This is a genomic window from Neolewinella lacunae (assembly GCF_014349155.1).
Taxonomy (GTDB): Bacteria; Bacteroidota; Bacteroidia; order Chitinophagales; family Saprospiraceae; genus Neolewinella; species Neolewinella lacunae.
Window position 1 is genome coordinate 1 of record NZ_JACSIT010000048.1, and the last position, 24,787, is coordinate 24,787.

A 24,787-nucleotide genomic window follows, 5' to 3' on the forward strand; every position below is an offset into this window, starting at 1 on the left:
TACGGCCTCAGGAGCCGGGGACGCTGCGCGCCCTGCGGGCTGTAAAGCTTCGCTTTACTATTATCTAACCTAGACACAGGTTATTGAACACTCCCGGGGGGAGGACAAAAAATCTGTACCCTAAAAAGTAGCGAAGCCATCGCGATCCTGCCTTCAACACCCTACCTTTAGCCCCCACCAAACCAGGCAAAAGCCCCCACCCATGTACACTATTGGTTACGACATCGGCTCCTCCTCCGTAAAAGCAGCCCTCGTAGAAGCCGCCACCGGCAAGGTGCTGGCCCGCGTCAGCGCCCCCGCCACCGAAATGGATATGGCCGCGCCCGCCCCCGGTTACGCCGAGCAAGACCCCAACGACTGGTACCGCTACGCCCGCGAAGCCACCCACGCCATTCTTGAAAAGACCCAGGTCGCCGCCGACGCCATCAAAGCCATCGGCATCGGCTACCAGATGCACGGCCTGGTGTTGGTAGACGCCGATCACCAGGTCGTCCGGCCCAGCATTATCTGGTGCGACGGCCGGGCCGTTGCCACGGGCGAAACCGCTTTCAATGCCATCGGAGCGGAAGCTTGCCTGGGCCACTGCCTCAACAGCCCCGGCAATTTCACCGCCGCCAAGCTGAAGTGGGTCGCCGAAAACGAAGCGGATAACTACGCCCGCGCCCGCTACGCCATGCTGCCCGGCGATTACCTCGCCCTCCGCCTCACGGGCGAAGCGACCACCACCGTCACCGGACTGAGCGAAGGCGTACTGTGGGACTTCCAGGAAAACGACCTCGCCCACCTCGTCATCGATGCCATGGGACTGGACGCCAACAAGATTCCCCGCCGCGTCCCGGCCGTCGGCTACCAAGGGCAACTGACGCCCGAGGCAGCCGCCGACTTCGGCCTCCACCCCGGCACCGTCGTTGGATACCGCGCCGGAGACCAGCCCAACAACGCCATGAGCCTCAACGTCTTAGCCCCGGGCGAAGTAGCGGCCACCGGCGGCACCTCCGGGGTAGTCTACGGCGTCACCGATCGCCTGGCTTACGACCCCGGACAGCGGGTCAATTCCTTCGCCCACGTCAACCATTCCGGCGAAGTGCCGCGCATCGGCGTGCTGCTGTGCATCAACGGCGCGGGCATCCTCCACCGCTGGGTGCGCAACCTCGTGGGCGGCGCGGACCTCAGCTACGGGGCACTTGAGGAGCTGGCCAGCCAGGTTCCGGTGGGCTGCGACGGCCTGCACTGCCTACCTTTCGGCAATGGCCCGGAACGAATGCTCGGCAACCGAAATGTAGGTGCTCATCTGCTGGATCTTGACTTCAACCGCCACGGCCGCGCCCACGTCGTTCGGGCTGGCCTCGAAGGCATCGCTTTCGCCTTCGTCTACGGCATGCGCATCATGCAGGAATTGGGGGTAGACCTGAGTACGATTCGGGTGGGCAACGACAACTTGTTCCAGAGCAAGGTCTTCAGCGAAACGATTGCTGGCCTGACCGGTGCGACCATTGAGGTGTACGACACCACCGGCGCGGTCGGTGCTGCGTTGGCCGCCGGCGTTTCCGTAGATCTGGCGGATGACCTGCCCAGCGCCCTCGGTCGGCAGCACCTGCTGGACCGCATTGTGCCCGGCGGCTACGCACAGGAACGCGCCGCAGCTTACGCCCGCTGGGAAACGAGCCTGCTGGAAAGACTTCGCTGACCTATTCCCGCTCGCGCATGGAGCGAAACACGAAGGTGAAGACGCCCGCTACCAGGAGCAGAATTGCCGCCAGTACCAACCAGGACGCCAGGCTGCCTTCGCCGGCCAGCAGGGAAGGGAATTTGAGCAGTATTCGCATGCCGCAAAGGTACGCAGCAATCAGCGCAGTTGACGCAGCAAGCGCTCGGAAAGCTCAGTGTTGTTGTTTTCTTTGGGGTCTTTGACCACCACTTTCCAAACGTCTTCGCCTTCCAGAAACATCGCCCCGCCCATGCTGCCCGCTTGCACGTAGGCACGGTCGCCGATGCCCTCAATTTCCACCGGTGGGCTGTCGCTGCCCAGCGTTTTCAGCGTCTCCAGCATTTTCTCAAACTTCTCCGGTGTCAGCGCATTTTCCTGAAAAGTGAGGGTGATGCGGTGGGCTTCGCCGTTGATGTTGGCCGTGGCCGTGCACCCAATCAAGCCAATAAAATTGCCCGTTTGATAGCTGAAATCGCTGGCGTTGGGGATGGCTTGGCGAACAAATTCTTCGGTCACTACCGTGCACAGGTCGGTCGGCTTTTCTTTAGCCGGTGCCTGAGTTTCGGGGGCTGGGGGAGCTTCGGCGGTCGGGGTGGCGGTGCCCGTTTCGCTCGTTTGGGCGCGGTCGCAGGTGCAAAGAAAGACGAATAAGAGCAAGGTAAAGATGAGGTAACGCATTCCAGACAAGGGGTGAGTAATGAACAATTGGTTTTCGCAAGGCAAGTCCGCCGTTTCGATCCGCAAACCAAACCGGAACCTTGCCAACGAAGGCTTCATGACTCAGTCTTCCATACCGTTACACGGTGGCCCAAATTTTGGCGCAGGACCAGCGTAATTGCAGGGAATTGAACGCCCTTTCCCTGCGGTCGCAACCCAGAACGCCAGCCAACTGTATCATTGCGGTTAATTCCTCCACCCCAAAGCGCAATTCCATGGCCTCCGCCCTGCAAAACCTCAGCACCTACGACGAATCCAACATCCCCGACGCGGCCGAACTCACGATTGGCATTGTGGTGGCGGATTGGAATAAGGACATCACCCACGCTCTGTACGAAGGGTGCCTGAGCACCTTGCTGCAACACGGTGCGCAGGAAGACAAAATTCACGTCGTGCAAGTCCCTGGCACTTTCGAGCTGCCCGCCGCTGCCCGCATCCTCTCCAGCCGGGAGAATACCGACGTGGTGATCTGCCTGGGTTGCGTCATCAAAGGCGAAACCCAACACGACGAATACATCAACAATGCCGTTGCCCAGGGCCTGGTCAACCTCAGCATCGCCACCGGGAAGCCTTATATTTTCGGGGTACTCACGCCCAACAACCACCAGCAAGCGCTCGATCGCGCCGGCGGCCAACACGGCAACAAAGGCGTAGAAGCCGCCGTGACGGGCATCCGCATGGGTGCCTTTTACCGGCAACGGCCCACCCGCCAGGGGATTCGTTTTTAATCCTGGCGATAGCGCAGCCCTACGCCGGGGTAGATGCCCAGTAATTCGTGCCATACGGCCCCGGCGCTCAGCTCCAGGCCATCAATTACTTCGTAGCCGAGGCCGAACGACAATTCCGTGTTTTCCGTGGCAACGCCAAACCGGACGCTGAGTTCTTCGGCGGGCAGGTATTCCAGGCCTACGCGGGTCCGCAGCGGAAAGGTGCTGTCTTTGTGTACTTCGGCGTTGACGATGATTTTCTCCGAAGGTTGGTAGCTCAGGCCGATGGCGAGCAGTTGGGGCAGGTACTCATCGGGGAAACGCTCGGCGCGGAACGGCGAAAACACCCGCGCGCCGATGGAAAGCTCGGGGATGATGCGCAGCTGGAAGCCCAGTCCGAAAGTAGCGTCGAATGTACTGGCGTAGGCTTCGGTGTTGGTGGCGAAGCCTACGAAGTCGAGGCCCACGCGAAAATTTTCCGTCAGTTGCCGCCCGTAGGCCAGTCCAATCCGCGTCTCCTGGTAGGCATCGAAGCCGAAGCTGCCCAGTTGAAGGCCGAAGCCGCCCAGTCCGGTTCCGTAGCTCGCACCGACGTTGGCCATCGTCAGTTCACTCAGCCCGAAGCGCTGTTCGGCGGCGGCGCTGGCGGCGATGCTGCGGGGGCTGGCGGCCAGTCCGGCCGGGTTGGTCCACAGGCCATCAATGCCCTCCGCGCTGAGCCCCGTACCGCCCAGCAGGCGGGAGCGGATATCGAAGGCAGGGAAGAGTCCGTCCTGGCCAGCGAGGGAAAGGGAACAGAAAAGGCAAGCAAGGAGCGGGAATAAAAGGCTGCGCACGGGCTTCATCATTGGGCGGGGTGAAGATAGGGGAAGAATCTTGCTGGGTGCTTTCCTGGCTGGGCAACTTTTCCGCAGGGGCAAATTTTGGCTCGCCGAGGAGTCTTGGCTGAGGCTGTCCCCACCCAAAACGTAAACCTTCGGGTGGGGACAGCCTCAACCGGGGTATATGTAAAGGGAGACGCCTCGGCTGGCCGCCCATACATTGCTCCTTCCTCCTTTCCCTTGCACCTGCGGCCGCGCCCAAAGCGACCTGATCCCGAACGGAGGAAATGAGCCTGGTAGCGAATTGCGGAGGGATAAAACAACAAAAATCTTCGCGGCACCTTACCTTGTGCACCAGCCAATATTCTCCAGGAATGGCTGCCCCCAGACTGCCAATGACCAGCCCATGCTCGAAACTACTGACCTGGCCTACCGCTATCCCGGCGGCGAAAGCCTGACATTTCCCAACCTGCGCTGTGCCCCCGGGGCCACCCACCTGCTGCTCGGAAAATCGGGCAGCGGCAAAACAACGCTGCTGCAGTTGCTGGCCGGACTGCGGTCGCCGAGCCACGGAAAAGTGGTGGTGAACGGTACGGAGTTGGGCAAACTCTCAACGGCGGCGCTCGACCAGTTTCGCGGACAAAACATCGGGATGGTGTTCCAGACGGCGCACTTTGTCCGCTCCGTCAATGTGGAGGAAAACCTGGTTTTGGCGCAGCGCCTGGCGGGCAAAACCACCGACCGCCGCCGCATCCGTGAACTGCTCGATGTGCTGGGGCTGGGCGAAAAACTCCGGAGCCTGCCAGCGCGCCTGAGCGTGGGGCAGCAACAACGCGCGGCCATCGCCCGGGCAGTGATTAACCAACCGGCGCTGATGCTGGCCGACGAGCCTACTTCGGCCCTTGACGACGACAACGCCAGCCAAGTCCTCGGCCTCCTCCAGCAACAGGCTGCGGCCGTTAACGCCACCCTGATCATCGTCACCCACGACAATCGCCTGACCGGCATCATCGACCAACGCACCCACCTATGAACCTTCTGGCACTGGCATGGAAAAACCTGGCTTACAAGCCCCTGACGGCCCTGCTCAGCGTCCTGCTCTTTGCCCTCAGTATTGGCCTCATCTCCCTGCTGCTCAACCTGCGGGAACAGGCCGACGAGCAGTTTGACAACAACCTGGCGGACATCGACCTGGTGGTGGGGGCCAAGGGAAGCCCCCTGGAATTGACCCTGAACAGCATGTACCACGTGGGGTACGCCACCGGCAACGTCAGCCTGGGCCAGGTCAAAGCCTTTTTTAATCCCCAGCACCCCATCGTGGCTGACGCGATTCCGCTGTCTTTGGGCGACAACTACGGCGGCTACCGCATCGTTGGAACGATCCCGAAAATCCTGGACTGGTACGGCGCGCAAGTGGCCACGGGAGCCGCCTGGAAAGAAGATTTCTCCGTGACGATTGGCGCAGAGGTGGCCAGCAAATTACACCTGGACGTTGGCAGCACTTTCCGTTCCACCCACGGCATCCTCGACGAGGGCGAAGACAATATTGAGCACGACGACGAATTTAAGGTAGTCGGTGTCCTGGCCCCCAGCGGCACCGTGCTCGATCAGCTGATCCTGACCACCAACCAAACCTACTGGCACACCCACGAAGACCACGGGCCGGAACCCACCACGCCAGCGCAGGACACCAGTGCACTAGCCGACCATGACCACGATCACGAGCATGACCACGATCACGAACATAACCATGATCATGACCACGATCATGCTGGTCATGACCATAGCCAGATTGGCAGCTTACTGGAGGAGGGGGCCGAGAAGGAAATTACCAGCGTTTTGGTGCGCTATAAAAACGCCAGCAGTTTCCAGGCGCTGAGTTTTCCGCGGAACATCAATGAAAATACCGAGTTACTGGCGGCCAACCCGGCTTACGAAATCAGCGAGGTGCGGCGGCAGTTTGATTCGGGGCAACGCATTTTGGGCATTCTGGTGCTGGCCATCACCTTTGTTTCGGCACTGAGTATTTTTATCGCGCTGTTTTCGTCCCTGCGGGAGCGGAGGTATGAGTTGGCCCTGCTGCGGGTAATGGGGGCGAGCCGGCCAAAGCTCTTTGGCCTCATTATTTTGGAAGGGCTTACGGTGGCGGTGCTGGGCTACGTCCTGGGCCTCCTCCTTAGCCACGGGATTCTTTACCTGGTAGCTGCCAATATCGAGGATGATTTCCGTTACCAACTCGATCCACTGCGTTTTCTCGCAGCCGAAGGCTGGCTTCTGCTCGGGGCACTTGGGATTGGGTTCGTGGCGGCGGTATTGCCAGCCATCCAAGCGGCGCGGACGGATATTGGGGAGGTTCTGACATCAGATGTTTGATGTCAGATGTCAGATGTCAGATGTGCGGCTGGTTCCGGACGTCTCGTCCGGCCATCCATCGGGTAGAAATCATCAAAGGGCAATAAAAAAGCCTCCGATATGCTCTTGCGCTGACGAGGTCAGGCGCAGAAAGCACATCGGAGGCTACAAGGTAAGAGAGAAGGCAACTACGCCAGCAGTCCAGCGGCAACGCAGAGGATCACCAGGCCACCCGTGATGGCGGCGGCGATTTCGGCTTTGCGGGCGGGGGGAAGCAGGCTGCGGTTGGCGGCTTTGCGCAGTCCGGCCGTGCCTACGCTACCGGCGGAGAGACGGCGCTGGGCGGGGGTCAGGCGGTAGTTGTTGGGGGTATTGATTTCTTGAGATGCACGCATTGTTCACTGAGATTTGGGATGATGTAGGGTATCAGTTTTACGGATGGAAGCGGGGGCGTTTTTTGGGGGCCTCCGTTTCGCGCCGCAAAGGTCGGGGTATTTTTCTTACGGCACAATAGGTGGCGGAATAATTGTTTGTTTAATGGCTCTGCGGATGGATGCTTAGGAATAAAATTCTGTTGTTACCCCAAAAAGGTGCGAAAGGCTGTTTGAGTGGCACTTTGCCTCTATTTCTTTTGCCAGTCTTTTTACGGGGGAAATAAGATTTTTCTGTAGGGCAATTTGGCGGGTGGGGGTTTAGGGGAAAAGTGGGCTAGACAGTGGAGAATGGTCGGAATCCGAGGCTTTTTTTAACCATTAATCTTCTTCCAGCAGCGCGTGAATGTGGGCAAAAAAGGCATTTTGGTCTTGGTAATCGGTGATGACGCGGCGGGCACCGTGGCGTTGGAGGGTGGCGTGGTCTCCGGCCAGGCGGACGCCGAGGAAGGGAATGTTCATGGCGCGGGTGGTGGTGAGGTCCCAAAGGGCATCGCCGACGTAGACGACGCGGTGGATGGGGTGTTCGGCCTGGGCCAGGGTGATGGCGCGTTGGAGAATGTCTTCGCGGCGGTGCATGTCGTTGGCGTAGGCGGCGTAGGGTGGGTTAGGGGGGATGCCTACGTGGGCGAGTTTGATGGCGGCGGGACGTTGCCAGCCACCGGTGGCGATGCCGATGGTGTAGTTCGGGTCTTCGGCCAAGCGGTGCCAGAGGGCCACGGCTCCGGGTACTTCCCTGCTTATTCCCGGGTCCTTGCCCCGCACCTGCGTCAGCGCCCCCAAATAGTGCTCCTCAAAGCGCTCGCGTTCCCCGGTAGTGGGGTAGCGCCCGAAATGCGCGTGGAAGGCGGTGCGGAAGATGACGTGGTCGGTCACCGCCGGAAAGCGCGACCAATCGATGGTGGGAAAAGGGCGGCCAAAAATGCTGCCGTAACTGGCCGCGAAACAGCGGCTATCCACCTTATCTGAATAGAGCAGGGTGCCGTCGATGTCGAAAAGGATGAGGATTTTCACGGGCGGGAGGAGAGCGTTTTGAGGCTCAGGCTAGGAACCCAGCGGATGGAGAATGGTTTTCCCTGGCCAGCCATTCTGCCGGATATTTTGGTTTGGGCGTTATTTGGTGCCCACCTTTCTTTTGTACCTTACCCGCAAAAGCATTGCCCGATGGTTTCCCAAGACTCCCTAATCACCCTGCTCAGTATGCTGGTGGGACCGGCGATACTGGCCTTCGGGCTCATTGTCTGCGTCATTGCGCACCAGCGGCATCGCTCTTCGGGCACCGTTTTGATGCTTATTGGCAGCACCATGGTGCTCCTCCAGAGCCTTTTTTGGGTCTACGCCAACTTTACGGGCCTTTTTTCTTACAGCGGAGAATTTGATGCCAGGACTTTAGGTATTTTCGCCGGAATAATCAACACGGTTGGGCAAATTTGCTTTTTCGTGGGACTGCTTAAGTTGGTTAATTACGTGCGGAGCAAGGACTCCCTAAGCTGGTAAGCCCTCCGCCTCGTTAAAAAGCCTAAAAAAGATCCCTTGCCATTTACCTTTGCCCACCCCGCCGTAGTTTTACCTTTCGCTTATTTGCCCAAGCGGTGGTGCTCCATGACTGGGCTCATCATCGGTAGCTTGACCCCTGATTTCGAGTATTTCATTAAAATGCGCATCGAAAGTAATTTCAGCCATACGCTGGCGGGAATGTTTTGGTTTGATTTGCCAATGGGGATTTTACTGTCCTTTATTTTCCACCATTTTGTGCGTAACGCTTTGTTCGAGAATTTACCGATGATTTTGCGGGATCGGTTGGTAGCCTTTACATCATTTTCCTGGAATGCTTATTTTTTGCAGCATTGGTGGGTGGTGCTCGTTTCCATTTTGATCGGAGCTGCCTCGCATATTTTATGGGATGGTTTTACGCACCATAATGGTTTTTTTTGGAACGGATTCCTGCCCTTACCCGCTCGGTTGATATCCTGGGCACAATGCTTCCCAGCTTCAAAGTTTTACAACACGGAAGCACCTTACTAGGCGGGATGGTTATATTTTTCTCGCTGTACAGGCTGCCACCGGAAAAGGTAGCGGCGCGGAACATTGAGTGGCGTTATTGGTTTATCGTGGGCGCTATCGTTTCGCTCATCGTAACCCTACGGCTTTGTACGGGTTTAGACCCGCAGCATTACGGAAACCTGGTAGTGACGGCCATTTCTGCCACCCTAGTTGCCCTAACGCTGGCACCTTTGCTGGCGGGGCGGGCGAAAGGGTAGAAAACGATCCCGTCATCACTTCACACAATCCAAAGTATACACCAGAGGAATTAAACCCGGCATTTGCCGTAAATGCCACTTCCCCGGCGCGGCCAGCACCATGTCGGCGAAGCAATTGTAGGGGGAATAATCGTACTCCACGAAACTACGCAGGGTGAGCCCGGCCCCGATCAGGGCATTGATGACGCTGCTGATGGTATGGTCCCAGTTGACTTCAGTACCGGTAACCTCCTCGCTGCCGTCGGTGTAACTGCCCTTGAGCGTCTCGACGATGGGTTGGGGGTTGAAATAGGGGTACTTGATGCCCGTGCGGTCCTCATTCCAGAGGTAAGCCATGTTGTGAAACTCGGCAAAGACGAACTGTCCGCCGGGCTTTAGGTAGCGCGCCACGATACCGGCCCACCGTGCCAGATCGGGCAGCCAGGTAATGGTGCCGTAGGAGGTAAAGACGATGTCAAAGGTCTTGTCCAGGTGTTCGGGCAGGCTGTAGAGGTCGCAGTTAATGAACGTGGCCGCCAAATTGGCTTGTTTGGCGAGATCGCGGGCCGCAGCAATGGCGGCGCTGCTCAGGTCAACGCCGGTCACCGTAGCCCCCCGGCGGGCCAGGCTCAGGGTGTCCTGGCCAAAGTGACACTGGAGGTGGAGGATGTTGTAGCCGCGCAGGTCTGCGGGCAGCAGGGCCAGCTCGGGTGCCATCAGGCTTTCTTTGCCGGCCAGCCAGCCGGGGACGTCGTAGAAGCTGGACGCCAGGTGGGCGGGCGTGCGGCGGTTCCACTGTTCTGCGTTGAGTTGGAGGTAATCGATCATGGCTTGGTACATTTGGGTAAGACGATGGGTAGAAAGTTTTGCGGGTCCGGTAAAGTTGCGGCAGCCAGCGGATACGCCCCGCAGAAAAGGGCAGGGCCAGCAAAAAACTTCCTCGCCGGCACCAATTGGGCAGCAAGTGGGGCAAATTTTGTACTTTCGCGCTCAGACTTACTGTATGGCCAAAGCGAAGAAAAAAAATCCCGGACAACTCGGCCTGCGGATGGGCTTGAAGGACGAACGCCTGCCGAAACTCTTCGGTGTGCTCCTGCTCATCTGTGCCGTCTACCTGGGCGTAGCCTTTCTTTCCTACCTTTTTACCTGGAAGGTAGACCAGGACCGTGTGCTCCGCTTCAGCTGGAAACTGCTGTTGGCCGATGGCCCGACGGTGGATAACTGGCTGGGCCGGCTCGGCGCCTTCCTCTCCAATTTCTACATCTACTACCTCTTCGGCCTACCCAGCTTTGGCCTCATTTACCTGCTGTGGATGCTGGGGCTTAACCGCCTGCGTCGGCAACCCCTGCGTTTGATGGGAACTTTGTTCGTCAAAGTCATGCTTGCCATTCTCGCCCTGGCCGTACTCCTGGAGTTTGCGGTGGGTGGCTGGATGCAGTTCCCCATTGGCGGCGGCATCGGTAAATACCTGGTCGATCACCTCACCGGCGTCCTTGGCAGCTTTGGCGTCATCCTGTTGCTGCTGGCCCTCGTCGGCCTTTACCTGGTCTTCGAGGCCCGGATCGACTTCAACGGCTCCCCCCGGCAGATCCGGACGGACATCGTCGATCACTTCTCGGAACGCATCCGCTTCCGTGGCAAACCGAGCCCGGAACGCTTTGATGCACCCGGCACCGGCTCGGCCTTCTCCGCTCCTTCCAACCCTCCCCTGGCACCTGCGGCCGCGCCCCCGCCACCAAAATCCGCCCCCGGATCGCTTTCGCCGGGCGACGGAAGCATCTTTGAAGTGGACGGACCGGAGCTGGAGACCGACCGCGATTTCGAGCAGCCCCGCGGCAGCCAAATGAAGATGCCCCTCGATGCGGTAGGCGACCTGACGCTCGTCAGCCACGACCCCCTCTCGATCGGCAAAGACAATCTCATCATTGCCGACGGCGACACCGGCATCGACACCAGCCTGGCCGTGACGGAGGAGAACCAGGATCACTCCGAACCCTACGACCCGACCCTCGACCTGCCCAGCTACGAGTCTCCCCACCTGCAGCTGCTGCTCGACCGCGAAAGCGGCAAAGCGGAGGTGGACCGTGCCGAACTGGAAACGAATAAGGACCAGATCATCGAGACGCTGCTCAACTACAAAATTGAGATTACCAAGATCCGCGCCACCATTGGCCCGACGGTAACGCTCTACGAGATCGTCCCTGCCCCCGGCGTCCGGATTTCCCGCATCAAGAACCTGGAAGACGACATCGCCCTTTCCCTGGCCGCGCTCGGCATCCGCATCATTGCGCCCATCCCCGGTCGCGGGACCATCGGCATCGAGGTACCCAACAAGAACCCTCAGATGGTGGGGATGCGGGAAGTCCTGGAAAGCGAAAAATTCCGCACCGCCAAGATGGATCTTCCTTTGGTACTGGGGAAAACCATCAAAAACGAAGTGTTGGTGGCTGACCTGGCCAAAATGCCCCACTTGCTCGTGGCCGGTGCCACTGGCCAGGGTAAGTCCGTCGGTATCAACTCCATCATCATGTCGCTGCTTTACAAGAAGCACCCCTCACAGGTGAAGCTCGTCATGATCGACCCCAAGAAGGTGGAACTCTTTCCCTACGCCAAGCTGGAAAGCCATTTCCTGGCCTTTTTGCCCGGGCAGACGGAGCCCATCACTACGGAAACGACCAAGGTCATCCACATTCTCAACAGCCTCTGTATTGAGATGGACCAGCGCTACGACCTGCTCAAAAAAGCAGCGGCGCGCAACATCAAAGAGTACAACGAAAAGTTCGTGGCCCGCCGCCTGAACCCGGAGAAGGGGCACAAGTTTTTGCCTTTCATCGTGCTGATCATCGATGAGTTTGCTGACCTCATCATGACCGCTGGTAAGGAGGTAGAGATGCCCATCGCCCGCCTGGCCCAGCTCTCCCGTGCCGTCGGCATCCACCTCGTCATTGCCACGCAGCGGCCTTCGGTAAACATCATCACCGGCGTAATCAAGGCCAACTTCCCGGCCCGCATTGCCTACAAAGTGACGGCCAAAGTCGACTCCCGCACCATCCTCGACGCGGGCGGCGCCGATCAGCTCATCGGCCGCGGTGATATGCTGCTCTCCAACGGCGGCGACGTCGTTCGTCTCCAGGGTGCCTTCATCGATACCCCGGAAGTGGAGGAAGTCATTGATTTTATCGCCAACCAGCGCGGCTACGTTGAGCCCTATCTGCTGCCCGAATACAATACGGACGAGGAAATGGCTGGCTCCAGCGCCCTCACTTACGCCGACCTCGACGATATGCTGGAGGACGCCGCCAAGCTCATCATCCAGCAACAACACGGCTCCACCAGCATGGTGCAGCGCCGCCTCAAACTGGGCTACAACCGCGCCGGCCGCATCATGGACCAACTCGAACAACTCGGCATCGTAGGCCCCGCCGTCGGCTCCAAACCCCGCGAAGTGCTCGTGTACGACGAACAGGAACTCATCCGCTTCATCGATGATTTGCGGAACCGAGGGTAGAATAAAGGGGGAAAGGATGAAAGGAATAAAGGGGGAAAGGAGGAAAGGAATAAAGGGGCGCGGCCGCAGGTGCAGGGAATGTCTAGGGTGCGATGACTGCCTGTGCTGCCCCCCCCGACCCCGATAGGGGTCCAACCTGAATAACCCCGGATGGAGGATGCGCAGCATCCGGAATCCGGGGTTCCCCCCCCAAAAATAATGGCCAGCATCCGTAATCCGGGGTCGCCCCGCCTCCACGCCGCCCCTCAAGCCCTATCTCGCCTATCCCTTGCGGTAGCCATTCACACATTCACTCCCTACCAACTAAAGCTGGCGTTCACAAACCAACTCCGCCCAAAATCGATCAGTTGCCCGCCACTACCGCCCGAGTGGGCTCCGCCTCCTTCGCCGCCGGTGACGGGGACGCGGTCGCGGTTCAGCAGGTTCTTTGCCCCCAGGCTTAGCCATACCCGCTCCTGAAGAAAGCCTTTGTTCAGGGTGAGGTGCAGCAGGTGATAATCACCGATGTAGCCCTGGCTGATGCTGCCGTCGGCGGCGACGAGGTAGCGATCCTGGCGACCCACGTAGCGGTGATCGATCCGGAAAGTGAAGTGCTGTTGGGGGAGGCGGAAGCTCAGTTCATTGCGGACTTCCCCCAGCGTGGTGAAGCGGGGCAGCTCCGTCTCCTCGTTTTCCGCCGGGTTCTGCAGCCGGGTCAGGGCAGCCCCCGTGGTGAAAGACCAGTTGGCGCTGGGCTGGTAGACGGCCTGGAGCGTCGCGCCCTGGGTGGCGTAGGTGGCCAGATTGACGTAAGAGAATTGTCCGTCGGCTACGTCGGCGAGCGTAATGCGGTTTTTGACCTGATTGAGAAAAAGTTCTCCATTCAGGCTAAGGACACCTGACTTACCACCGAGCCATTCTCCTTGCAGGCGGGCGTTGCGGCTCCGTTCCGCAGCCAAGGCGGGATTGCCAATGATGAAGTGATTAACGTCAATAAAGTTGAAAAACAACTCCTGAACGCTCGGTGCCCGGAAGCCCCAGGCGTAGCCCAGTCGCCAGCGCCACTGTTCGGTGGGCCGCCACAGCACGTGCAGGGCGGGCACCACGGGGTGGTCGTAGCGGCTATTGTGCCCGATTCGGGCGGTGCTTTCTACCGACCATTCGTTTGCCACCCGGTAGCGGAAGCCAAGCCAGCTGGCCAGGTTTTCCAACGTTGGCGTGCGCGACCCGGTGAGGGGATCAAGGATCCTGCCGCCAGAACCACTTTCCCGCAGGTACTCCAGCCCAAATTGCCCCGACCACCGGGGATGACCCACCGCAGCAACGCTCAGCCGTAACAGCTGGGCCGTGTAACGGGTGGTGTCCTGGCCACCCACGACGAGGCGGGTGGTGTCGGGCTCCAGATCGCGCCGTTCCGTCGCCTTTAACCGGTCAAAGCGGTTCCAACCGGCGGTGAGGTCGGCTGAGATCGCCGGGGAAATCCAGTAGTTGGCGCACAGGCTGTGGTCCTGGCGGCTGGTCGTGAAAATCTGGTCCTGGACGTAAGGGCGAAACTGCGGCCGGCGTACGGGGCCGTACATCGTGAGCGTTTCGTCGAAACTGCGGTACCCGTAGTGAATTTGTAAACTATCACCCGGCCGGTAGCGGAGGTTGGCATCGTAGCCCAGCTGTTGTTTAGGGTTCCAGGGAATGGACCCCGTGCGGAGGCTATCCACACTCCCAAAGCGGGCGCGGTAGTGGTTGACGCCGCCATCCACCTGTAAATCCCCCAGCTGCCGGCCCGCCCGGAGGTACTGCCGGTCGAGGTCCACCCTCTCGTACTGTCCGCCCGCTTCCAGTTTCCAGGCTCCGGCCTGTTCCTTGGCCGTGATCAGGTTGATGACCCCGCCAGCGGCGTCGCTGCCGTAACGGGCCGACATCGCCCCGGCAATGACCTCCACCCGGGCAAAGCTGGCCAGGTCGAGCTGGTTCAGGTCGATGTTCCCACCCAGTCGCCCGATCACCGGCACGCCATCGATCATGATCTGCACGTTTTGCCCGCCCATTCCCTGAATCGTCAGGCCACTGCCGAGAATGGGGTCCGGACTAACCCCCAGGGTCATTTGACGTTGCAATAGTTCCGCCAGGTTATTCAAGCCCTGCGTTTGCCACTCCTCCCGGGTCAGTACCGTCACCTTGTGCAAGGCATTGCGGGCTTCGGTGGGGGCGTACTGCCCCGTCACCACCACATCGTCAAGGTCAATGGAAAACACAGTAGAGTCTCGCTGGGCCAGTAAGCCGAGCGTGCTGGCGCTGAGCAGCAGGGTGATCAGAAATCGCATCCTCGGTAGTTTATCGCTCAGTGTGCGCTGGCCGTTGCCGTCAGGTTTTCCAAAATTTCCGTCCACTCCGGCAATTCCGGCTGACCGGGCTTGCGTGCACCGAAGAAATAAGTGATCATCTCGCCCCGGTCATCGAAGAGTTCCAGGCTGGTGACGATGCCGTCTTCGGTGGGTTTGCGCACTACGTAGGCCGTGGCAATTGCTTCCGTATCCAGGTGCAGGTTGAAAGCGGGATCAAGTACATTGAACCACTTGCCCATCCATTTAAGGTGCTTTACCGGTCCGCTGTGAATCTGGATGCAGCCGCTGCTGTGCACGAAGCACATAATCGGTACCGCCCGTTCGGCTGCAGCTGTCAGAATCTGCTCCACGGCCAGTCGGTCAACCGGCGTGACCATCCCCGCTGGCGCCAGGCGCAGGGCCTGGGTACGGGTAAGCTGGTGCTTGCGCAGGAGACCAAAGAAGTGGTGGGTGTCTTTCAGGTTGCGCCATTCGTCCTGGAAAATGTCCAGTTCGACCTCTTCGTCCGGGCGTTCTGCTTCCGGACTGGGGGCCTCGCGATTTTCCAGAATGATCGCTTCCTGGGGGCCAGTGTATTTTTCGATCAGGTAGGCCCAGCCCAGCATGTCGCTCTGCGGGGTGGTATAAATTTTGTGGACCGCCTCGCCCCTGGCGTTGAAAAATTGGAGACCGTGCAGGTCACCCCCCTTCTCGCGACGCATGATGACCGCCAGGCCGTAGACCCATTCGTTCATGAACAGCCGCAGGTCGATATCAGGGTTTACCGCCACGCCCATGTTGTGGGGACCGTCGTAGAAGGTGATGTTGTCATAAACGCCTTTGCGTTCGTGGACGACGTGGTCGTTGCGCGTCAGGGCCATTACGTGGCCGAGGCGAAGAACGTCTTTGAGGAGTGCTTTGAAGTCGCCGCCGAGACGAATGACGTTCTCTCCCAGGCCGAGGCTGACGAGCTCGGCTTCGCTGATGCCCAGGCGCTCGGCCTGGTCGCGGGCGCGGAGTTGGGGTTCGGCAGTACGGAGCTGTTCGAGGCGCTCACGCAGGTGCAAAGTATGGTCTTTCATAAGGCAATGTTGTGATGAGGGGACCCGCGTAGTGGGGGTGCTCCTGAATGAGGCAGTCCACGTCGAAGGTATCCCGGATGGTGGTTCGGGTCAGGATGGCGTGGGTGGGCCCGGAGGCCAATACCCGCCCGTCGCGGAGGAAGATGATCTCGTCGGCAAAGCGTGCCGCAAGGTTTAAGTCGTGCAAAACGGCGAAAACCCCCAGCCCCCGTTTGCGCGCCAGGCTGGTGGCCAAGTCAATGAAGCGGAACTGCTGCCCGATATCGAGCGCAGCGGTGGGCTCATCCAGCAACAGGTAGCGGTTGCCGGAGGGAGCGGCAGGATCGGCGTCCAGTTGCAGCAGGCATTTGGCCAGTAACACCCGCTTTTGCTCGCCGCCGGAAAGGGTGGGGAAGGAGCGGTCGCGGAAAGGCTGCAAGTCCAGCAGCGTCAGGTAGTGATCGATCCGGGCGGTACGCTGCCTGGCCGTCCACTGCTGGTAACGGGCGTAGCAGCCCATCTCGATAACCTCGGCAACGGTGAGGGGAAAGCTGAGGTGAACGGACTGGGCCAACACCGCCCGCTTCGCCGCCAATTCTTCCGGGGGGAGCGCAGCCAGGCATTGCCCGTCCACTTCCACTGCACCTGCGTCCGCGCCCACCGAACCCGCCAGGCACTGCAAAAGCGTACTCTTGCCCGCACCGTTCTGGCCCATGACAACGGTTACCTGGCCCGGACGCACCGTACAGCTGACCTGGTCCAGGATCGCCCGGCCACCGAGGTGGAGGCTTAGTCCCTTGGCGCGCATCATAGCAAAGCATTTTTGCCCCGCTCGCGCAGGAGGAGCCAGAGAAAAAACGGCGCTCCCACCAGGGCCGTGAGGATACCAATCGGCAATTCCGCCGGTGCCACGATGGTACGGGCCAAAGTATCCGCCACCAGGAGGAAGCTGCCGCCCAGCAAAGCCGAAAAGAGCAAGAGCCGGCGGTAGTCCGTCCCCTGCCAGATCCGCAGGAGGTGCGGTATGACCAGCCCCACGAAGCCGATGATGCCGGTCAGGGAAATACAGGTCCCCACCACCAGTGCCGTCCAGATGATCACGCGCCGCTTGACGCGCTGCACCCGAAAGCCCAGCTGGGCCGCTTCCCGCTCACCGAGCAGGAAGGCATTGAGGGCCAGCGCATCGCGGTGCAGAAAGTAGACGCCCGCCAAAATGATGGGGCCCGCGCCAAGCACTTGCCCCCAACGGGCACCGCCCAAACTTCCCAGGGTCCAAAAGGTGAGGTCGCGCAGTTGCTGTTCGCTTGATTGATAGATGAGCAAACCCGTGCCCGCGCTCGTCAGGGCCGCAATGGCGATGCCCGCCAGCAACATCGTGGCAACGTTTACACGGCCGCGCCCGCTGGCCAGGCGGTAAACCAAGCCCGTCGTAACGAGCGCCCCGCAGAAGGCCGCCACACTCACCGCCCCCTGTTGGAGCCAGGCCGGAGCCGCCGCCAGGAAGCGGAAGCTCAGCACCATCGCAGCGGCCGCAAACAGCATCGCGCCACTGGTGACACCAATCAGGGTGGGCTCCGCCAGCGGGTTCCGGAAAAGCCCCTGGGTGGCCGCACCCGTCGTGGCTAAGGCCGCCCCCACCAGCAAGGCCAGCAAGAGCCGCGGAATGCGTACCTGCCACACCAGAAACTGCTGTAAATCGGTCGACTGCCCCGTGAGGGCCAACCACAACTCAGCGGGTGCCAGCTCATAGGCGCCCACGAAGACACCGCCCAGCAAGGTCAGGGACAACAGGGCGATCAGCGCGAAAAAAACGGCGGAGAAGGAACGCATGGCGATTCGGATTACTGAGGATCAGGAAGATGCAATTGCCCGGCCAGCTCGGCCGCCGCCTGGGCAGCGCGCGGACCAAAGCCGAGCAGGTACTGCCCGTCCATCGCCACGATCCGCTTGCGCTGAAAGGCCGGCGTCTGGGCAATGCCGGGGATGTTGGCCAGGCCAGCCGGACCATCCAAACTGGCCAGCCCACTGCTGAACATCAGAATGACGTCGGGCGCCGCCTCCACAAATGCCTCCGGTGTGAGGGGTTTGAAGTCGGCAAACGACTGGATGGCGTTGGTTCCGCCAGCCAGTTGGATGATGGCTTCCGCCTCCGTGCCCGTGCCGGCTACCAGTACCTGGCCTGCGCCGCGGGCGTAGAGGAACAGGACGCGGGGTCGGGTGTTGGCCCCTTGCAGGGCAGCGGCCAGGGCCAGGCTATCGCGCTGAAGATTGGCTTTGACGGTTGCGATGCTGGCCTCGGGGAGGTCCAGGTGCCCGGCCAGGGTGGCCGTGGCCTGCACGGCGTTATCGAGCGTGGGGCGCAGGGGGACGTACACTACCCGGACACCTGCGTCGGCCAGCGTTTTCAGGGCGGGGTTGTTGGTTACTGCGGCATCTACGAAGATCAGGTCCGGTTGTAAACCAAGCAGGGCTTCTACGTTGAGCTTGCTGACGTGGCCCAGTTTCGGCAACTCGGCGGTGGCGGCGGGGTAGGTGCTCGTCACGTCAACGCCCACCAGAGCATCCCCCTGGCCGAGGGCAAAGAGCAACTCGGTCAGCGTACCGCTCAGGCTCACGATGCGCGGGCTGGTTTTAGTGGCAGTATCTGCTTCCGTAACCGGTTCTGCCGCAGGGCTGCAGGCGACGAACAGGAAGGAAAAAAGGAAAAGCAGGGGCAAATTGCGCATGGGATTTATTGTTTTACCAGGTGATGCACGACTACGCCGAGGCTGCCCCGCAGGCGCAGGAAGTAGTTCCCGGCGGGCAGCTCCCGGACGGAGATTTCGAGCTGGTTCAGGCCAGGGTGGAGGGCGCGGACGCGGGATGCAAGGAGGGTCTGGCCCGCCACGCTGATCACTTCCAGGCTTAGGTCTTCGGCGGCCGTGCGGGCGTCGATTTCCAGGAAGACCCGGTCGGGAGCAGGGTTGGGGTACAGGCGACTACTCGCTACGGTACGGGGCAACTCGGCTACCGCAACGCTGCCTGCCACTTCCACACTCAGCGTAGAAATACCCGTGCCCGAACCCTCGAAGTCAAGGAACTGGACGCGGAAAATGGTCTCGGCGTTGCGCACGAAGTAGACCAGGTCTTCGGGGATGGACCATTGGAAAGTCGTCAGGTTGAACTCCTTCCAGTCGTAACCAATCGTCGTAAGGGTGTCGTTGTAGGCGCTTGCGGCGGGCGCTGCTACCGTTGGGGGGTCGACGCCGCTTAATTTGGCGACGCTGACGTTCTGATTTTGTAAGACGCCGGTGACGGTGTAGTCCAGGATGTTTTCTCCGTCCGGGAGCGGGGTGACGTAGCGGGTAAAGAGCAGATCCCAACGCTCGGGCTCCAGGTCTACGACACCGTCGGCGAAGGAAAAGTAAGCCAGGGTCTTGCCAATGAACAAGGTCTTATCAACCGTCACCGTATCCACGCTGCTGCCATCGAGCGGCCCGTGCAGGAAGGTGTATTTGCCGCCCGCCAACGACGAAATGAAAAGCTTGCGGTATTCCCCGGCCCGGGTTTTGACGAAAAAGACCCGGCTACCCACCACCGTTTGGGTGGCCGGACTGTAATTGCCCCAACCCACGTCGAAGGGACTACCGGGTGTGGCCAGCGCATTGAAAGCACCATCGTCCCAGCTGCTTTTACCATTGTAGAGCCGGCGGGTGATGTCGGCAGTGTCCGCCGGTGCGAAATGGGTGGCCGTACTGCCGTAAAGTTCCACTTCCGGGGCCGGCGAAGCCTGCGCCGCCGCTACGCCTTCGTTAATCAGGATGCCCGAAGAACGGCCGCCGACGTTGAAGGCAATGTCCCATGCATCGTGCGGTATGGCGGTATTGCTGCCCGTGGTGAGGTCGAGGTAAACCGCCTGGCCGTAGCCTGCTCCCTGAGAAACTTCCAGGAATTGTCCCGTTAAAGCGCTAAAAGCGGTGATGAACAGTAGGAAAGTCAGGGTGGATTTCATTGTTTGCATTTGGTCTAAATAAGATTAGTGCAAACATAAGGTATCCTTCCACGCCTGTGCAACGGAAAGGGGCAATCTTTTTTGTAATTAGTCTAAATAGTTGTCGGCAGGGGATCATCCGGGGGGCGGCTGAACACTTCTAGGGTGGGGAAACCCTCAAGCGGGGATGTTTCGGTGGGAGGCAGCCCGGACCAGGCCGAGACATGCTCAGCCGGGGATGTGCCAGACGTTGCACATCTGACATCCCACATCGCACATCAAACGTCCCTTGCACCTGCGGCCGCGCCCGCCTACAACTGTGTCAATGCTAGTCGATCTTGCCCCCGTAGTCGCGTCCCATCATTTCCCAGACGGTGATGAAGAGTGCGGCGATGGTGGGGCCGATGACGAAGCCACTCAGGCCAAAGTAGGTGATGCCGCCGAGGGTGGAGATGAGCACCAGGAAGTCGGGCATCTGCGTGTCGCGGCCCACCAGCAAGGGGCGGAGCAGGTTATCGGCCAGGCCGATTATGAGGGATCCGACGATGAGCAGCGCGATGCCTTTGCCTACTTCCCCTTGCGCAAAGAGGATGATGCAGGTCGGTACCCAAACAATGCCGCTTCCCCCCACCGGCAGCAGGGCCAGCAGCGTCATGGCCACCCCCCAAAGCAAGGCCGCCGGAATGCCGAGAATGGCGAAGGTGAGGCCACCAATGGTTCCCTGGACCAGGGCCACCACCAGCGTGCCCTTGAGCGTGGCCCGGCTGACGGTGGCAAAGCGGGTAAAGAGGGTGCGTTCGCGGACATTGCCCATCGGGATGGTGTTGGTGATCTTCCGCATGATCGTTTTGCCATCCTTCAGGAAAAAGAACAGCAGGTAGAGCATCAGCGTGAATTGCACGAAAGTGTTGAGGACACTGCCGCTGAACGTCAGTACGCGGGTTGCTACGAATTGGCTGGCTTCCACCGCAAATCCACTCACGCGCTCCCGCAGGTCGTCCATGCTGACCCCCACCTTGTCCAGGGATTCCGTCAGGCGCGGAAGATTTTCATCTGCGTAGCTGACCACCGCCGATGGATCGATTTCTCCCGACTGCACCTTTTCAAATACCCCGATGCCCTGTTGCACCAACGCAATGCCGATCAGCGCAAAAGGAACGATAACGAACAGAAACAACAGCAGCGAAGTAAGGGCCGCAGCCAAACCCGGGCGACGCCCCTTAAACCGCATCGCTATCCAGCGGTACACGCCGTAAAAGATGATCGTCAGTACCACCGCCCACAACACGGTCAGCAGAAACGGACCAATCATCCCCAAAAACAGCAGGGTAGTGCCCGCCACCAGGATGAAAAAAAGATTGCTCTGAATGCGCATCAGATCAGTGCGGTTGGTGTCAGTTGGCATTGCTAAAAGGTACGGCCGTGGGAAGCCCGCGGGAGGTTTGTTTTGTAGTCTGGTGGTTTGGTGGTTCGGTAGTTCGGTAGTTCCGTAGTTCGGTAGTTCGGTAGTTCTGTAGTTTGGTAGTTCTGTCGTCTGGTAGCTGAGGTGCACTATTTTCTACTACTGAACTATGAACTATGAACCATGAACTATGAACTAAACACCCGGCAACCGAATAGCCTTAATCGGGTGGCCATCGGCGCTCTCTTTTTCGTAGAGGATGATGGTTTGCTGTTCGATCAGGATGTTGATCAATGAGTAGGTGGTGCCGATGGCGTAGCCTTTGTTGGCCAGAAACTGGGTCACAAACCACTTTAGCCCGACGTAATCGGTGTAGTTCAGGCTCAGCGCTTCCTCCAGCTCGGCAATGATCTCTTCTTCGGTAATGACGATGTAGCCCGGTGCGGCGGTCTTGCGGTAGGTTTTTACCTTGTGCTCCAGCTTGATTTTGCCCAGGATCTTCGGGCCCGCCAGTTTTACCCGGTTGTCAAAATCAGAGGTACTCGGCTCCGGCTCGGGCGTGATTTCCGAAGGGGCACGGTTGCCAGACATCACATCCTGCTGCGCCTGTTGCTCGGCTGCTTCCACCTCCTCTTCCCGGACGACCTCGGCGGCCGCCTGGTGAATGGCTTGCTTTTCCTTCAAACTCAGCACGATCTCGTCAATGTGTTTCTCCGCTTCGGTAATGATCCGGATCAACTCTGCCGAAAGCTCCTTGCCCCGCACCAGCTCCGAATGGAAAAAAGTAGCCTGGTGCGCGACCTTGTTCCGGATGCGCGACATGTCTTTCCAAAGTTTTTCGAAGTTTTTATCGCGGAAAAAGGTCTTAAAATACTTCGTGTAGTTGCCCTGAAGGTTGCCCTTCAACTCATCGAGCGCTTCAATCGTGTTGATGTGTTCCAACAGTTCCAGCACTTTTTCCGGCTCGTTGAAGCCCGTCGATTGCTTGTAAATGAGCAGCCCCAGATCGTCAAAATCCGCAAATTCGATGTCGCTGTTGATGAAGTGGCTGAACTGGTTAGAGCGGTTGCGCTGCCGGGTTTTTACCTTCTCGATCATCTTCGGCGTGGCCGTTACGTCCCACCAGTTCATGCCCACGCGCTGGAAGAAGAACTTGATCAGGTAACGCCGCAGCAGGTTTTCCACGGCGTTGATCTTGGGGTACAACTGGTTGGCGATCTCCGAGGAGATGTCGTCTTTCAAAATCCGGATGTGGGCAAACTTCAGGTTGTCCCGCAAATGCCGCAGCACCCGTTGCCGGAACGGCTCCACGACCTCGAAATACTTACACTCAATGCGCAGCACAAAAGCCGCTTCTACCAGGTCGGTGAGAATTTTACTGGTGTCCACGGGGAGAACGGTGACGACCATTCCTTCCTCTCCTTTGATGTAATGCTGCCCATTAAGGTCTTGGGTAATGAGCGGAGATTTGCCGTTCCATACCTCTTTACTGTAGCTGAGGGCGTGAATAAAGGCTTCTTGATTGACAATGTCCGCCGGGTCGATGCACAGCAGTTCAAAGGTGAAATCTCCAGACATAATTTTAGTATATTGACCATTTTCACATGGGTTGAATGAGGTGGCAATATACCAATTTTACGGCAGTCGCTCCCGCGGGTGCTTCCGATCGGCCGGTAAAAAGCACCGTGCTTACTCCCGGATTGGCGCAGGGAGATCCCCCTCAATCGCAGCGTGCTTTTCTGGGCGCGGCCGCAGGTGCCGGGCACGATCTTGAAAGAGCAGGGGAAGGTTTAGCGCAGCACCAGACTCCGCTCGAAGCGGCGGTCGTCGTACTCGATCAGGGCCCGGTACAAACCGCTGGGTAAGGTCGGCAGGGTATGAACAAACTCCTGCGGTCCTGCCTCGGAGGTGCGGACGTCTTCGTACACCAGGCGGCCATCGCTGGCAAAGATCCGCAGTAAGGTTTGTCCTGGCCGCTGGAGGCCCGGTATGGTGAGGCGGAAACTGCCGCTGGTCGGGTTTGGCGTCAGCTGCGGCCCTTCATCGGGGCTGCCCGGCAGATACACGGAGCGGATGGGGTATTCCTGTTCACTGCCGTCCAGATCCCTTTGCCGCAGGCGGTAGAAATAGGTCCCCGCGCTTACGTCGCTGTCCAGGTAACTGTACTGCTGCGGCGTCCGGCTGTTGCCCGCCGCTGCCAGGTTGCTGATGGTGACAAAGCTGCTGCCGTCCTGGCTGCGGTCGAGGAAGAAGAGGGCGGAGTTTTCCTCCGAGGTAGTCGTCCAGGCCAGGCGTACACTTTTGTCTTCCGGGCTGGCCGTCCAGCTGTCCAGTGCAATGGGCAGTGCCCGCACGGTGGTCAGTTCGTAGAAGTCGCCGTCCAGGGTGACGACGTAAACATTGCCATTGTCGTCTTCGCCAAAAGAAGAAATGCCCCGGGCGTCGCTGGCCAGGCTGGGCGTCTGCCGCAGCAGGCTCCGGTTGCCACTGCCGTCGGGGGGCGTAACGATGAAGTAGCGCTCCGAAACGTAGTCGGCAGCAACGTAGTGCCCCAGCAAGTCGTCGGCGTGTTGCCCCCGGTACACAAAGCCTCCGGTAATGGACTGCCCACCCGTGCTGCCGTGGTCATAGTCGAAAAGTGGATCAGTGTAGGTGATCATCGGATCACATTCACTGGAAGGGCTATCGGGTGGACCATTGTAAATCACCTTACCCTCGCGACAATCCCAGCCGTAGTTTTCTCCGCCGCCGCTTTCCGCATCCTGGAAGTTGATTTCTTCCCGCTGGCCCTGGCCAACGTCGGCAATCCATAAATCTCCCAGGTCACGGTCAAAGGAGATCCTCCAGGGATTGCGCAGGCCCGTCGCCCAGATTTCGGGTCGGTAGGCAGGGTTACCCACGAAAGGGTTCGTTGGCGGTACGCTGTAGTTCGGTCCGCCCACCACCGGATTGTCTACGTCAATACGCAACATTTTGCCGAGGAGGGCAAGCTTGTTTTGTGCCGCATCATTAGGGTCTCCACCGCTGCCCCCGTCGCCCGTGGGGATGTAGAGGTAGCCATCCGGCCCGAAAGCCAGGTCGCCCGCGTTGTGGTTCGCAAAGGGCTGGGCAATGGTCAGGAATATGGTTTCGGTCGCTGCCGATACCGTAGTTGCATCCGGAGGAACGGCCTGGAACCGCGAGATGACGGTTGCGCCATTCGGAATCCCCGCTACCGTTCCATTACCCGTGTAGTTGACGTAAAAGTATCCGTTCGTTGCGAAATCCGGGTGAAAGGCCAGGCCCAGCAGGCCCCGCTCTCCGCCCGAACGAACGCGCGCGCTGATGTCGAGGTAGTTGGCAGACTGCACCATCCCGCTGGTCTGATCGAACACCTTGATGCGCCCGGCCCGTTCCACTATAAATAGGCGGTCGCTGTTGTCACCCGCCGCCGTGACGTCTACCGGACTGCTAAAATTGACCCCTTGGTCAACGAACCGTAGCACCGGCTGCCCAAAAGTAAGGGCGGGGACGCCGAACAGCAGGAATAGAAGAGTATAGCAATGTTTCATAATCGAATGATTTTGGGGG

Annotated in this window: 21 protein-coding genes and 1 pseudogene; 7 read left to right on the plus strand and 15 right to left on the minus strand. The window is 59.5% G+C overall.

The window, feature by feature from the left end:
* The first annotated feature begins 202 nt into the window (after window positions 1-202).
* On the plus strand, window positions 203-1,687 hold the full coding sequence (locus tag H9S92_RS02235) for a xylulokinase (RefSeq protein ID WP_187465100.1): 1,485 nt from the start codon (window positions 203-205) through the stop codon (window positions 1,685-1,687).
* A gap of 1 nt (window position 1,688) precedes the next feature.
* Here the strand turns inward: H9S92_RS02235 and H9S92_RS02240 are convergent, their stop codons facing one another.
* The gene (locus H9S92_RS02240) at window positions 1,689-1,826 is read right to left on the minus strand and encodes a hypothetical protein (RefSeq protein WP_187465101.1); all 138 of its coding nucleotides are present in this window, start codon (window positions 1,824-1,826) and stop codon (window positions 1,689-1,691) included.
* Window positions 1,827-1,846: 20 nt separating this feature from the next.
* The gene (locus H9S92_RS02245; RefSeq protein ID WP_187465102.1) at window positions 1,847-2,386 is read right to left on the minus strand and encodes a DUF3558 domain-containing protein; all 540 of its coding nucleotides are present in this window, start codon (window positions 2,384-2,386) and stop codon (window positions 1,847-1,849) included.
* Window positions 2,387-2,640: 254 nt separating this feature from the next.
* On the opposite strand from H9S92_RS02245, the gene ribH reads away from it, so the two are divergent.
* Window positions 2,641-3,153 carry a 6,7-dimethyl-8-ribityllumazine synthase gene (gene ribH, locus H9S92_RS02250; RefSeq protein WP_187465103.1) on the plus strand — a complete coding sequence of 171 codons (513 nt, stop codon included), beginning with the start codon at window positions 2,641-2,643 and terminating at the stop codon, window positions 3,151-3,153.
* On the opposite strand, the gene H9S92_RS02255 is transcribed toward ribH, so the two are convergent.
* Entirely contained in the window at window positions 3,150-3,968 is an 819-nt protein-coding gene (locus H9S92_RS02255; protein ID WP_187465104.1) for a hypothetical protein, read from the minus strand. The two genes, ribH and H9S92_RS02255, sit on opposite strands and share 4 nt — an antisense overlap.
* A 391-nt stretch (window positions 3,969-4,359) precedes the next feature.
* Here H9S92_RS02255 and H9S92_RS02260 point away from each other — a divergent pair, with 391 nt between their 5' ends.
* Window positions 4,360-4,986 carry an ABC transporter ATP-binding protein gene (locus H9S92_RS02260; protein ID WP_187465105.1) on the plus strand — a complete coding sequence of 209 codons (627 nt, stop codon included), beginning with the start codon at window positions 4,360-4,362 and terminating at the stop codon, window positions 4,984-4,986.
* A complete protein-coding gene (locus H9S92_RS02265; RefSeq protein WP_187465106.1) occupies window positions 4,983-6,326 on the plus strand; it encodes an ABC transporter permease in 1,344 nt (447 codons plus the stop codon). Before H9S92_RS02260 ends, H9S92_RS02265 begins: the two co-directional genes overlap by 4 nt.
* Before the next feature lie 167 nt (window positions 6,327-6,493).
* Here H9S92_RS02265 and H9S92_RS02270 read toward each other — a convergent pair whose 3' ends face one another.
* Both H9S92_RS02270 and H9S92_RS02275 read right to left on the minus strand, forming a co-directional pair.
* The gene (locus H9S92_RS02270; RefSeq protein ID WP_187465107.1) at window positions 6,494-6,700 is read right to left on the minus strand and encodes a hypothetical protein; all 207 of its coding nucleotides are present in this window, start codon (window positions 6,698-6,700) and stop codon (window positions 6,494-6,496) included.
* A gap of 357 nt (window positions 6,701-7,057) precedes the next feature.
* Window positions 7,058-7,750 carry an HAD family hydrolase gene (locus H9S92_RS02275; RefSeq protein WP_187465108.1) on the minus strand — a complete coding sequence of 231 codons (693 nt, stop codon included), beginning with the start codon at window positions 7,748-7,750 and terminating at the stop codon, window positions 7,058-7,060.
* Between the two features lie 150 nt (window positions 7,751-7,900).
* Between H9S92_RS02275 and H9S92_RS02280 the strand changes: the two genes are divergently transcribed.
* Together H9S92_RS02280 and H9S92_RS02285 are read left to right on the plus strand one after the other, a co-directional pair.
* Window positions 7,901-8,233 carry a hypothetical protein gene (locus tag H9S92_RS02280; protein ID WP_187465109.1) on the plus strand — a complete coding sequence of 111 codons (333 nt, stop codon included), beginning with the start codon at window positions 7,901-7,903 and terminating at the stop codon, window positions 8,231-8,233.
* Window positions 8,234-8,317: 84 nt separating this feature from the next.
* Window positions 8,318-8,997: pseudogene (locus tag H9S92_RS02285) on the plus strand (DUF4184 family protein).
* A gap of 15 nt (window positions 8,998-9,012) precedes the next feature.
* On the opposite strand, the gene H9S92_RS02290 reads toward H9S92_RS02285, so the two are convergent.
* Entirely contained in the window at window positions 9,013-9,804 is a 792-nt protein-coding gene (locus tag H9S92_RS02290; protein ID WP_187465110.1) for a class I SAM-dependent methyltransferase, read from the minus strand.
* 175 nt (window positions 9,805-9,979) lie between these two features.
* Between H9S92_RS02290 and H9S92_RS02295 the strand changes: the two genes are divergently transcribed.
* Window positions 9,980-12,484 (plus strand): FtsK/SpoIIIE family DNA translocase, encoded by a 2,505-nt coding sequence (locus H9S92_RS02295; protein WP_187465111.1) that lies wholly within the window; start codon window positions 9,980-9,982, stop codon window positions 12,482-12,484.
* Window positions 12,485-12,780: 296 nt separating this feature from the next.
* Here H9S92_RS02295 and H9S92_RS02300 read toward each other — a convergent pair whose 3' ends face one another.
* The 9 genes from H9S92_RS02300 to H9S92_RS02340 all read right to left on the minus strand — a co-directional run bounded on the left by H9S92_RS02300 (window position 12,781) and on the right by H9S92_RS02340 (window position 24,768).
* Window positions 12,781-14,784 carry a TonB-dependent receptor plug domain-containing protein gene (locus tag H9S92_RS02300; protein WP_187465112.1) on the minus strand — a complete coding sequence of 668 codons (2,004 nt, stop codon included), beginning with the start codon at window positions 14,782-14,784 and terminating at the stop codon, window positions 12,781-12,783.
* Window positions 14,785-14,801: 17 nt separating this feature from the next.
* Window positions 14,802-15,866 (minus strand): hemin-degrading factor, encoded by a 1,065-nt coding sequence (locus tag H9S92_RS02305; RefSeq protein WP_187465113.1) that lies wholly within the window; start codon window positions 15,864-15,866, stop codon window positions 14,802-14,804.
* Window positions 15,838-16,656 carry a heme ABC transporter ATP-binding protein gene (locus tag H9S92_RS02310; protein ID WP_187465114.1) on the minus strand — a complete coding sequence of 273 codons (819 nt, stop codon included), beginning with the start codon at window positions 16,654-16,656 and terminating at the stop codon, window positions 15,838-15,840. Before H9S92_RS02310 ends, H9S92_RS02305 begins: the two co-directional genes overlap by 29 nt.
* The gene (locus tag H9S92_RS02315; RefSeq protein ID WP_187465115.1) at window positions 16,653-17,675 is read right to left on the minus strand and encodes a FecCD family ABC transporter permease; all 1,023 of its coding nucleotides are present in this window, start codon (window positions 17,673-17,675) and stop codon (window positions 16,653-16,655) included. Before H9S92_RS02315 ends, H9S92_RS02310 begins: the two co-directional genes overlap by 4 nt.
* 11 nt (window positions 17,676-17,686) lie before the next feature.
* Window positions 17,687-18,571 carry a heme/hemin ABC transporter substrate-binding protein gene (locus H9S92_RS02320; protein ID WP_187465116.1) on the minus strand — a complete coding sequence of 295 codons (885 nt, stop codon included), beginning with the start codon at window positions 18,569-18,571 and terminating at the stop codon, window positions 17,687-17,689.
* A 5-nt stretch (window positions 18,572-18,576) separates the two neighbouring features.
* Window positions 18,577-19,836, minus strand: a complete 1,260-nt coding sequence (locus H9S92_RS02325; protein ID WP_222935943.1) for a T9SS type A sorting domain-containing protein — start codon at window positions 19,834-19,836, stop codon at window positions 18,577-18,579.
* A 307-nt stretch (window positions 19,837-20,143) separates the two neighbouring features.
* Window positions 20,144-21,220 (minus strand): AI-2E family transporter, encoded by a 1,077-nt coding sequence (locus tag H9S92_RS02330; RefSeq protein WP_187465118.1) that lies wholly within the window; start codon window positions 21,218-21,220, stop codon window positions 20,144-20,146.
* A gap of 192 nt (window positions 21,221-21,412) precedes the next feature.
* Entirely contained in the window at window positions 21,413-22,795 is a 1,383-nt protein-coding gene (locus H9S92_RS02335) for a HEPN domain-containing protein (protein WP_187465119.1), read from the minus strand.
* Window positions 22,796-23,007: 212 nt separating this feature from the next.
* Complete coding sequence (locus tag H9S92_RS02340) at window positions 23,008-24,768, minus strand: PQQ-dependent sugar dehydrogenase (RefSeq protein ID WP_187465120.1); 1,761 nt, start codon at window positions 24,766-24,768, stop codon at window positions 23,008-23,010.
* Window positions 24,769-24,787: the final 19 nt, after the last annotated feature.